Source organism: Candidatus Uabimicrobium amorphum (genome assembly GCF_009002475.1).
GTDB classification, from domain to species: Bacteria; Planctomycetota; Uabimicrobiia; order Uabimicrobiales; family Uabimicrobiaceae; genus Uabimicrobium; species Uabimicrobium amorphum.
Map to the genome: position 1 here is coordinate 1,882,961 of NZ_AP019860.1, position 11,600 is coordinate 1,894,560.

The following is an 11,600-nucleotide window of genomic DNA, read 5'->3' on the forward strand; positions in this document are numbered from 1 at the left end:
GTTAACGAAACATATAACGAGTGGCTTCCACCTCTGTTATCGTTGAATCTTTTGTGATGCGTAGACCAAATAGGATTTCAGTAATTTTTTGTGGATCTTCTCTTAAAAAATACTCAATTAAACTTCCCGCCACATCTAAACGAAAATTAAAGGGCGATTGGCTTTTTAACGGAATATTCTGCATATTGGTTTTGACCCAAATGGGCAACTGTAATTTTTGCAAATTGTGATGAGAGGAAAAGTTAATCGGCCACATACGAATAGAACCATCTTCGGAAGCCGAAGCAAGAGTTTTTCCATCTGGCGAAAAGTCTAACCAATAAATCGGACCATTGTGCGCTTTAATTTTACGTTTGAGAGTAGAAGTTTTTATTTCCCACAAAAAAATATGCCCGCTATAGGACGACGTCACTAAGAATTGTTCATCGGGACTGAAAGTCGCAGAACCGGCGCTAGAATTTGTGTTAAATTGATTCACCTGTACGCCTTTTTTGACATCCCACAAGCGAATGGTTTGGTCAATGGATGCCGAGGCGAGTAGAGTACCCGAAGGATTGAATTCTAACCAGTATCCTGGAGCTAGGTGACCGCGCAATTTTTTTACCGGTGTTTGTTGTTCCGCATCCCATATACCAATGACTTTGTCGTGAGCAAACGTTGCGATTGTTTTACCGTCCGCGGCAATCGCTACCGCATAGACAAAATCAGTATGTCCGTATAAAACCTTTAGGCATTTTCCTGTCGTGATATCCCACAAGCGCAAAGTGTGATCGGCAGATACGCTTGCTAAAGTACGGTTATCAGGACTCATCGCAATGTTATATACTTCCTCTTCGTGCCCTTCCATCACGAATTCCACCTTCCCCGAAGCGATGTCCCACACACGTATCGTTTTGTCCGAGGAGCACGAAATTATTTTGTCATTTTTATCGTTAAAAATAGCTGTTTTTACACGGTCGCTATGCCCGGAAAGATATCTACGCGTATTTTTTTCGGTGTTGTATATACATACACGACTATCCCCGCCGGCGGATATCAAATTTTTGCCGTCTTTGCTAAAAATAGCCGAGTAGACTTCTTCTTTGTGCAAGCGTAACTTGCGTTGTAGTTGTGGAAGATCCATGCTCCACAAACGCAACGTGCGGTCTTCGGAACACGACACCAAAAGCTCTCCATCTCTCGAAACTTCGATATCAACCACGATATCGCGGTGGCCGCGTAACTCTTTCATCTCACGATACGCATCGAGATCCCATATCCGAATCGTTTTGTCTTCCGAGGCGGAAATTAAGACATTTTTTTGTGGATGAAAACATACATCGTACACAATATCTTCGTGCCCTTTTAGCTCTTCCATTTGCTTTCCGGAAGCAATGTCCCATATTTTTATTACCGTATCTTCTGAACTCGATGCAATTCTCTTGTTGTCAAGGCTAAGAGCAACTCCAAACACAATATTGCTGTGTCCACGAAACGTTTTGAGTACTTTACCCGTCTTCAGTTCCCACAATTTAACGGTTTTGTCATACGATCCCGAAACGATAAAGCGTTCATCATCGCTAAAGATGGCTTTGGTAACGATGTGCTCATGACCTGAAAAAGTACGAAGTAGCTTGCGCGTTTTTACATCCCAAAGTTTCGCTGTCATGTCTTCGGATGCAGAGAGCAAATAACGACCACTTTTACTATATTGCACAGATAGAACCGCCTCTTCGTGCCCTAAAAAGGTATGCAAAACATTGTGTTTCTCCAAGTCCCATAATTTTATGGTTTTATCAAAAGAAGCAGAGGCCAACGTCTTGCCATCTGGGCTAAAGGTGATGCAATTCACTTCCGCGTCGTGGCCAACAAATACACCTTGATGTTCTCCTGTGGTGGTGTCCCACAAACGTATCGTCTTGTCATGCGAAGCGGAAGCGACAAATTTTTGTTGCGGATGAAAAGCTACCGAGTAAACATAATGTACGTGACCTTTAACTTCACTTATTTGTTGACGTTTTTCGAGATCCCATAGACGAACAGTTTTATCTTCCGAAGCGGAAACCAATGTTTTGCCGTCGCGATTGAAGTGCACGTCCGTAATTGCACCGAGGTGCCGCGCAAAAGTATGACGTATTTCATAGTTCACTAAATCAAGGACATAAACTTTGCCATCATTTCCCGCAAGTGCGGCAATTTTTTTTGCGCCACTAACAGATATATCATTCACAATGTAATCGTTCGTTATCGTTTTGAGCTCTTTTTGGCGATTCACATCGTAAAACTTTATCTTTTTGTCGCGAGAGGCCGAAATGAGAGTTTCCCCGAAAAACGCAATGTCTGTCACAATGTCTTCGTGATAAATAAACTTTTCCTTGCGCTGAAAAGAATTCACATCCCAAAAATAAATACAACGATCTTTTCCGCAGGAAGCAAGTGTTTTATCTCCCCAAAAATCAATGTCCGTTACCGCCGATTTGTGCGCGGTTATTTTCTTGAGTAACTTGCCTGTTGCCATTTCCCAAAAGCAAATAGAACCATCCTCAGAACTCGAAACCAACCATTCATTATTGGCGGACAACTCAATATCGGTAATGGTGCGCTTGTGGCCACGCAAAACGCGAATTAATTTACCATTGCCACTATCCCACAGACGAATTGTGTTGTCTTGAGAGGCAGAGATCAGAATATCTTTTTTCGCAAAAACAATGCTTGTTACTCCTCCAAAGTGACCGCTAATGGAGAGTAATTTATGACCGTTCGTTCCCCAAAGATCAATGTCCCCGCTTTCCAAGGCTGTGGCAAGTACCGATTCATCACTATTGAACGCTAACTTATTGGCGGCAATCGCAAAATCTCGCGATTCCCATAAAAGTCCGTAACGAAACAAAGCGGTGCGCACATGACTGTAAGCTTGTTCTTGAATAATTTTCGCCTTCTTACTGCCTAGGTCCTGTACAATACTCAAAGCTTTTCCTGACAAAACACCACATTTACGCCATGACTCGGAGATCGATGCTTCCCTGGCTTTGGACATCATAATGTTGGCATTTTGCAAAATGGCTTCGCGGCGCTCAATTTCGCTTTGTCGCCATTGCAGCAAAACGTAGTAACCCCAGAAACTCAAAACAAAAATAGTACTCAACAAAGCGGTGATCAAAAGTGGATGACGTCGGCAAAACTTTTTCAGAAGTGCTACATGACCTGGAGGACGAGCAATAATTGGGCGATGCGTCAGATAGTTTTCTAAATCTTTTGCCAATAGTTGTGCCGAATGATAACGCCTATGTGCTTTTTTGTCTATGGCTTTAAAGCATATTGCTTCGAGTTCTTTTGATATTTCTGCATTGAGAGCGCGCGGCGCAATGGGGTCATCATTGAATATTTGTTGTAAAATACTTGCGAGTGTTTTGCCACGAAATGGTACGCGCCCACAAAGTGCCTCATAGAGAATAATTCCCAGAGAATAAACATCCGTTGCCGCAGTGACGTGGCTACTTTCACCTTGCTCAGGAGACATGTAAGCAGGTGTACCCAATATTTCGTTGGTCATCGAAACATTATCTTGACTCTCCAAACTTTTTGCGAGGCCAAAGTCCATCACCTTTGGTTCGTTGTTGGGACAAATCATGATATTCTCAGGTTTTAAATCGCGGTGAATGACTCCTTTGCTGTGCGCAAAATCAATAGCACGCGCCACTTTTATGATAATTTCAAGTATGGCCGACTGCGAATAATCCTCGCTCTTCAGGAAAGAACGCAAGGAGGCTCCTTCGATATACTCCATCGTAAAATAATGGTGATTGTCAAAAAAACCCGTTTCGTACAAAGTAACAATGTTGGCATGCCGTAAATTTGCAGTGGTCTTAATTTCACGCATAAAACGTTGTACGTGTTTCTCATGAGAAAAGCTACCGGAGAGCAAAACCTTTAGGGCGACAACACGATCCGTTTGCGGGTCATACACCTTGTAGACAAGCCCCATACCTCCACGCCCTAGCTCTTCTATAATTCGATAGCGATCAAAAGACTTTTCTCTTTTCATTTGTTGGATAACTTGCGTTTTTTCCTGGTGCATTTTTTTCTGGTTTTCGCTTGTTCCAGGCATTTGCATAGTGACATTAGAAGCAAACTCTTCTTTGTCTTCGCTATCTTGTTCGCTCCCGTCGAGAATGAACGTTTCGTTTGTCATAAAAACATCGGCGTCATTACTCGCGACAGAATTTTGTTGATCATCTATTTTTTCGGTATCAGCTTGTTCTTGCAGCTTTTCATTGCATTTTTCGAAAAGTCGTAACGCATCTTGATTTTGAGGATGGGCGGCAAGAACTTCTTCGGCACACTGTTTTGCCTCTTCGTATTTTTTCAACTTTAGTAGCAAAGCACCTCTTTTGTAGTGAAATGATGAGGTCGTTGCAATCATCTTATCCAGAATGGACAGTGCTTCTTCCCAATTTTTTTTGGCGATTTTTTCGTTGAATTGAGATTTTAGCTGTTTGATTTTTTTGAGTTTCATTCAAAAGTCCTCCAGCTATATTGTACCAAAGAAATAAAATAGCGCAAAATTTTAACACAAAATCGTTTGCGCTTATTGAAAAATATAAAAAGACGCTTTATTTACCCAGAATAATCGCTATAATAAAACAAGGTAAGTTTACCCTAATTGTTGGTTAGGTTTTCACGTATTGCTTTTGCAAAAACACAGAAGCGATAAATGTGTAATTCTGTCTAGCGTCTAGCTAACTATTAAGGTAAGTTTAAATTCTCACAAGTTTTGTGAACCTTAGCATAAGGAATTTAGTGTGAAAAAAGCAATTATCTTACTTATATCAGCAACTGTAATGCTTGCAGCTGGCTGTTCGCAAAAAACACCTGAAGTAAAACCCAATGTAGATGAAAAAATCGTATACCCGGGTACCGACGCTCCAAATAGTGAATACGACGAATATTTGCTGCTCATGGAAGATAGTCAAAGAGCGCGATTTTTTAAACTAAATACAGATCTACAAAAACAACGTTTTTTGCAAGCGGAAGGCATTATCCGCAAAAAAGAACTCAATGATACTCTATCAACAAGCATGTCGACAAATGAAGTCGCACAAGCCCTTGGTTTTCCAAATGATAAAGAAACAAATATGTACGAAGGTATCAAAGAGGTTCGATGGACTTATGTTGAGTTTAACAACTATCGCAATATGAAATATACATTAACTTTTCGCGATGATGCATTAGATGCTTGGTATTTATGGTTGGACTAGAGTATCTTTATAAAAACAAACGATCTTAATTGTAGTCTTAGCTCCAATGAAAAGCTATTACAATTAAGATCACTCTATTTGTGATATTTTACAGGCAATACTATGGCGGCCAAAAAAACAACGAAGTCGAAAAGCGCAACGAAGTCGAAAAGTACGAAATCGAAAAGTACAACCAAACCGAAAAGTACTAAGTCGAAAAGTACAACGAAGCCAAAGAGCACAACTAACTCGAAAAAACACGAAGAATATGATGTCATCAAACTATTCGCCGAGAGTATAAACCACAACATCGCCGTAACCGATACCCAAGAAAAAATTATCATTTGGAATTCGCGAATAGAATCCCAGTTTGCTCAGAAAGAACAGGCAATGGGACAACCACTCAAGGAGTTATTTCCAAGATTCCAGGAAGAATTTCGCGGTCAAATTCTCGCAGATATGATATCCACGGATGTCATCAAAAAAGGAAAAACTCACGAATTTTCCCGCTATCCACTTGAAACCAAATCGCAGAAAATACGCTATTTTGATTTACAATTTTCTCCGTTTAAAAATAACAACGGTGAAATCATAGGTTGCATCATGACAATGATCGATGCAACAGATAAAATATACATGGAAAATCAACTCGTGCGTAATGCACGCACAACTTCTCTGGCGAATCTTGGAGCAAGTATTGCTCATGAAATACGCAATCCTCTTAACTCAATATCTCTCAATATTCAACTCATAAAAGAAGATATGGAGTCATCAAACTCGCAAACAGAAACTCTCGAAATCATCGACAATGTATTGTATGAAATCAATAGATTAAATAAAATCATCAAGAATTTCTTGAGTTTTTCGCGGCCACCAGAACCCACATTTGTCGAAGCGGACATTAATGACGTGATTCGCCGTGTTCTTTCTCTCTTGAGAGAGGAGGCCCGCCAGTCAGGTGTTGAAATTATCTCTAACCTAGGACGGGTTTCCAAGAGCTTTGTAGACCCTGACCAAATTTCTCAGGCGGTGTATAACATTGCTCTCAATGCCATACAAGAAATGCAAAAAGAAGAAGGTGGTATTCTTGAGGTTTCGACATTGAGTGTTGATGAGTATATTTTAATAGAAATAAAAGACAATGGACCTAGTTTGCAAATGGAAAATAAATCACAATTGTTCGATTTATTTTTTACCACCAAAGAAGAGGGAACCGGTTTAGGTTTGCCAATTGCCAACCGCATTATAGAACGTCACGAGGGAAGAATTGTCGCTGAAAATAATCTAGACCAAGGTGCGTGTTTTAGTATATATATTCCTGTTGTCAAAAAATAACAATTTAGGGCGTGTCATCAATTAAAGTTTATTTAATATCAAAGTCATTGTAAATTCTAGCTAGGCGCTCCGCATGCATCATAGCTAGGTTATTTAAATAAGGAGCAACGACGCTAGTATTTACAAGGTCTCAATAGTGAATGAAGGTTAATTGATGACACGCCCTAGTCTACACAACGATTAAGCATACCTAATAAAACGAACGATTTTCGTCCGCACCACTCGAATCATTTACAAATAAATATGAAATTACATAGAATTTTTAGAGGTTTCCATGAGTAGTATTCTAATTATAGAAGATGACAAGGGTGCCCGTATGGCCTTGTCGCGAGCAATTGAAAAATGGGGATATAAAGTCTTACAGGCAGGTAATGGCCAAGAAGGACTAAAAAAACTAAAAAGTAAAGATGTAGACCTTGTATTATCAGATATCCAATTACCAGGGATCAATGGTATCGAAGTTCTTGAACGCATACAAAAAGAACATCCCCAGGTTTCCGTAGTGATGATGACAGCTTTTGGAAGTGTGGAAAAAGCGGTAAAAGCTGTAAAATTGGGAGCCATTGACTTTCTAGAAAAACCACTTGATCTTTCTATACTCAAAAAAATTATTCCGGCTTCGCTGCAAACCAAAAACATTCAAGAAGACCGGAAAAAACTATTAAGTGAAGTGAAACGGACCAATTCTTTCGAAGGAATGATTGGTAGCGGGGAAAAAATGCAGGAAGTTTTTGAAACAATCATCAAGGTCGCTCCTTCCAGGGCAACAGTTCTTATCACCGGAGAAACAGGGACAGGAAAAGAACTTGTGGCACGTGCCTTACATCGTTTGAGTAATCGCAACGGTAACTTGGTGACCGTAAACCTTACCGCATTTCCCGATACCCTTATTGAAGACGAGCTATTTGGCCACGATAAAGGAGCGCACTCTACGGCATTTGAAGATCGTGACGGGCGACTTGCCGAGGCCGACGCAGGAACTTTTTTTCTCGATGAATTAGGAGAAATCCCCCTTAACATACAAGTAAAGTTACTACGCGTTATAGAGCAACGTGAATTCCAGCGGTTAGGAGCTAATAAAACTCATAAAGTCGACATTCGTTTTATTGCGGCTACCCATGTCAATCTCGAACAAAAAGTTCGCGACGGTCAATTTCGTGAAGATTTGTATTATCGTCTAAAAGTTCTACAAATAGAGCTGCCACCTTTACGAGAACATCGCGAAGACATTCCCCCTCTTGTTCAACATTTCATTCGTTATCACAGCGAAGAAAACAACAAAAAAGTGGACCACATTTCCGAAGAAGCACTCAATCTCTTAAACAGTTATGACTGGCCAGGAAATATACGTGAGCTGGAACGCGCTGTAGAGAGTGCGATTGTCATGTGTGAAGGAAATACTCTTGAACCAGAACATTTTTCCAAAGAAATTCAAAATACGAAAATAAAAGGTGATGTTGTCACAATACAAGTGGGAAGTTCGTCCCTAAAAGAAGTGGAAAAAGAATTGATACGTTGCACACTCATAAAAACAGGCGGAAACAAAACAAAAACGGCGAAAATTCTTGGCATTGGTATTCGCACCTTGTACAGAAAAATTGATGAATACGATTTACCTTACAAAAACGAAAAGAAAAGCGATGAAACAGAATAATTGCTATCATCACAGCAAAGTTGTCACCTAGCGATGGAATGGCAAATAACTGATCGTCAATTTACAATACGCATTCGTACACCAAGAGAGCTGCACTTTTGGATAAAAACGATTGCCATGGTTACGTGTTGCGATTTTATTTTGCGCATCCAGCATTATTTTTGGCCTATTATTCCCAATGAAGTCGCCGATGTGGTTTTAAATTTGTACTACATTTTTTTTATCCTAGGCATCTACATAACGATAAATTATTTCAAAAAGCCGCGCAAAGTAATCATTAATTTTGATTCAGGCACTTTTCGCTATTTTTACTTTCTCGCATCACGCAAATACTACTTTGCCGAAGTAGAGTGCATACGCATTGCTACGGATATGTCCAAAGCGCTCACTAAGTTAAAAGGTAACATGTACCATCGTGTATACTTAAAGCTACGTAAGCAAAGTTTTTTATTTCTGGGAGAATTTGACGACGACCAACAGTTAAACTTGTTTATCAATGAGTTGCGTAATGTTTTTGATGTGCATGTTGACAAGTTACACAAGGTAGGACGAAAACTCAGCAAAGAAGTACGCCTTGGACGCTACACCATCGAAAAAGAAATATCACGAGGGGGAATGGGCAAGGTTTTTTTGGCAAGAGATGATTTCATGCAAAAAGCGGTGGCCATCAAGGTGCTTCCCGCGAATCTCGCTTTAAAATACGACCACGCCAACAACTTTGCCAGAGAAACGCGTATTTTACAAAAATTACGCCACCCAAATATCATTCAAATATATGATGTTGGCCGCGAAAAGGGTAAAAAGACCGACATTTATTTTTACGCAATGGAGTGTATTCACGGTAAACCACTCTCTTTTTTCATTAAGGAAAAGGCAATCACGATAGAACAATCGGTTCGCTACGCCATACAACTTTCCCTTGCTTTGGACTACATTCATTCGCACAAAGTTGTGCATCGCGACATAAAACCGGAAAACATTTTGATACGCAACGAAGGTAGTTGTGTGTTGATTGATTTTGGTATCGCACGCGATATTTCTATTCGCTATAAAAAAATTTACAAACGCGTTTTTCGCCACCAACCGGAAATATCTCATCATGTAGGAACATTGCCTTATATGTCACCAGAGCAAATATCAGCGCACCACGACATAGACTATCGTACCGATATCTATTCGTTGGGAATTACTCTTTACGAAATGTTGGTATTTAAGCGCGCATTTACCGGAAATAGCGCGACTATTTTGCGCGCCATTCCTACATCGACACCAACGCCGCCCAGTAAAGAGAACCCAAGAGTACCACAAAGTTTAGATACCATCGTAATGAAAGCGATTGCCAAAAACAAAAACAAGCGCTATCAAAGCGGTGCTCTACTTGCTAATGACCTACATAACTGGCTACACGACATTGTCGTTGAAAAACAACAACTAAATTTATGGCAAAGTCTATCGCAAAAGTTTCTACATTTTTTTCAAGGCTAACTCTTATGAAAGCTCATTATCTTCATTTAGTAAAACTAGGAATCACGCTTAAATATGTAAAAAAGAGTGAAGTGGATGATCTTTTAGATCAAAGTAAAGGATTTGAATATTCGCGGCTCCAAGGAAATGTCAAAAAAAACGAATGGAAAAACATGTGGCGCATTTACATTGAAAACTCTATCACGAGCTTATTTGTACGTCACGGTCTTCTTGACAAAAAACTATTCTTGGTCATCATCGATGATTTAATTCAGCAAGGCAAGCAAAAAAAAGCCATTAGCGGAGCGATGATCGCCGTGCAAAAAAATCTCCTTTGTCAAAAAATAGTAGATCGCGCATACCACAACATATTGTCAAAAAAAATACAACTACCGTCCGAAATATACGCCGCTTTTCTCAAGGACGGTTTTCTCACAGACGATACCAATCTATTTGGGTTGGATTTCACCATCGAAGATAACGAAAAAATAGAAGAGGTGGCACCAATAGAGCCGTCAGTAAAAAAAGATGCGACGATTATTGCCGACAACTCAAGTAAAGATGATACACAAAAAATTCACTACGAGCCCACACAAGATATGCAAGAGAATGTATCTCCCCAAGAAGATACAATTGCCATGTACAAAAACGAAATCAATTATACCCAAGAGGTTTGCAAAGATTTAGCCGCTAGTACTGCGGAATTTGAAGCCGTCAGTCGACCACAGCGTTTCTCATTGGCAGTGATGATCACCATTGTCCTAGCAATACCGCTTATATATTTCTTATGGCCTAGTGACCAAAAGCCTGTCATGCCACAACAAATAAAGATGCTTGTCGCTGAAGTGCAACGTGAAAATGGCAATACTACGAAAACACACTGGGAGATTCTAAAATGGTATCAAAAAACCACCCTCCAATTTCCCCGCGATGAAAAATTAAGAAAAGAACAACTACAACTATTGAACACATTTTTAGAAAAAGCCCTAAAAAAACGACAGTTGTATTTGGCGAATGCCATCATAAACGAATACAAAATAAGTTTACAAACAATGTTACGTTACCAACTCATCGATAAAGAACAGCTGGATTCTACTTTAAAACCATTACAAACTAAATTTAACAAAGCTATTAAGAGGTAATACGAATGAAGTACATAGATTGCCACGCTCATGTTTTTGCGGAGAATGCTCTCGGTTATGAAGAGCAAGTCGCTGGTTGGCATCAGCATAATGTTGACAGAATACTCAATGTGTTTTGTTTGGAAACAGACCTTGACATTGCACGTCAAGTCATGCAAGATCCTGCGAGACAACAAAATCTGTCGTTTATTGCCGGAGTTACACCGCACGGAGCAGATAAATTCTGCGCAGAGCACGAGAAGTTTTTATACGATCATAAAGATCAATTGGTCGCCATTGGAGAAACTGGACTCGATTTTCACTACAATTTATCGGGAAAGGAACAACAGCGGAATTCTTTTATACGCCATATGGAAATTGCCTGCGAATTACAAAAAAGCGTTGTTCTTCATTTACGCGATGCCGACGAAGAAGCAAAGGAAATTCTACAAAACTATGTCGGAAAAGTTCCTGGTGTGATGTTGCACTGTTATACTTCCGGAGAACAACTGGCCAAATGGGCCATAGAACAAGGTTTTTATATTTCCGCTTCAGGCATTGTTACCTTCAAAAAATCTCAACCTCTTCGTGATATATTCAAACAAGTTCCCCTCGAACAACTACTAGTAGAAACCGATTCGCCATACTTAGCGCCACCACCATATCGCGGCAAAACCAACCAATCCGCATACATCGTCAAAATTTATGAGTATTTGGCAGAGATGTACGGAGTGTCAACGGAGCAATTATGTGAGCAAGTCTGGAGCAATAGCAAGAAACTGTTTTCACTATCCTAGTGTAAGAACTATC

General features: G+C 40.0%; 7 protein-coding genes. 6 read left to right on the forward strand and 1 reads right to left on the reverse strand.

Going from position 1 to position 11,600, the window contains the following annotated elements:
- Position 1 precedes the first annotated feature (1 nt).
- A complete protein-coding gene (locus tag UABAM_RS06615; RefSeq protein WP_151967218.1) occupies positions 2 to 4,495 on the reverse strand; it encodes a protein kinase domain-containing protein in 4,494 nt (1,497 codons plus the stop codon).
- 286 nt (positions 4,496 to 4,781) lie between these two features.
- Between UABAM_RS06615 and UABAM_RS06620 the strand changes: the two genes are divergently transcribed.
- From UABAM_RS06620 to UABAM_RS06645, 6 genes are all read left to right on the forward strand, one after another.
- On the forward strand, positions 4,782 to 5,237 hold the full coding sequence (locus tag UABAM_RS06620) for a hypothetical protein (protein WP_151967219.1): 456 nt from the start codon (positions 4,782 to 4,784) through the stop codon (positions 5,235 to 5,237).
- Between the two features lie 102 nt (positions 5,238 to 5,339).
- Complete coding sequence (locus UABAM_RS06625; protein ID WP_151967220.1) at positions 5,340 to 6,551, forward strand: two-component system sensor histidine kinase NtrB; 1,212 nt, start codon at positions 5,340 to 5,342, stop codon at positions 6,549 to 6,551.
- Between the two features lie 274 nt (positions 6,552 to 6,825).
- Entirely contained in the window at positions 6,826 to 8,205 is a 1,380-nt protein-coding gene (locus UABAM_RS06630) for a sigma-54-dependent transcriptional regulator (protein ID WP_151967221.1), read from the forward strand.
- Positions 8,206 to 8,238: 33 nt separating this feature from the next.
- Positions 8,239 to 9,690 carry a serine/threonine protein kinase gene (locus UABAM_RS06635; RefSeq protein ID WP_151967222.1) on the forward strand — a complete coding sequence of 484 codons (1,452 nt, stop codon included), beginning with the start codon at positions 8,239 to 8,241 and terminating at the stop codon, positions 9,688 to 9,690.
- A 5-nt stretch (positions 9,691 to 9,695) separates the two neighbouring features.
- Entirely contained in the window at positions 9,696 to 10,811 is a 1,116-nt protein-coding gene (locus UABAM_RS06640; protein WP_151967223.1) for a hypothetical protein, read from the forward strand.
- Positions 10,812 to 10,816: 5 nt separating this feature from the next.
- Positions 10,817 to 11,587 (forward strand): TatD family hydrolase, encoded by a 771-nt coding sequence (locus UABAM_RS06645; RefSeq protein WP_151967224.1) that lies wholly within the window; start codon positions 10,817 to 10,819, stop codon positions 11,585 to 11,587.
- The last annotated feature ends 13 nt before the right edge of the window (positions 11,588 to 11,600 follow it).

Excerpts from the sequence above, each read along its gene's own strand:
- UABAM_RS06640 (WP_151967223.1), top strand. The coding sequence starts at position 9,696 with ATGAAAGCTCATTATCTTCATTTAGTAAAACTAGGAATCACGCTTAAA.
- UABAM_RS06645 (WP_151967224.1), top strand. The coding sequence starts at position 10,817 with ATGAAGTACATAGATTGCCACGCTCATGTTTTTGCGGAGAATGCTCTC.
- UABAM_RS06630 (WP_151967221.1), top strand. The coding sequence starts at position 6,826 with ATGAGTAGTATTCTAATTATAGAAGATGACAAGGGTGCCCGTATGGCC.
- UABAM_RS06625 (WP_151967220.1), top strand. The coding sequence starts at position 5,340 with ATGGCGGCCAAAAAAACAACGAAGTCGAAAAGCGCAACGAAGTCGAAA.
- UABAM_RS06635 (WP_151967222.1), top strand. The coding sequence starts at position 8,239 with ATGGAATGGCAAATAACTGATCGTCAATTTACAATACGCATTCGTACA.
- UABAM_RS06615 (WP_151967218.1), bottom strand. The coding sequence starts at position 4,495 with ATGAAACTCAAAAAAATCAAACAGCTAAAATCTCAATTCAACGAAAAA.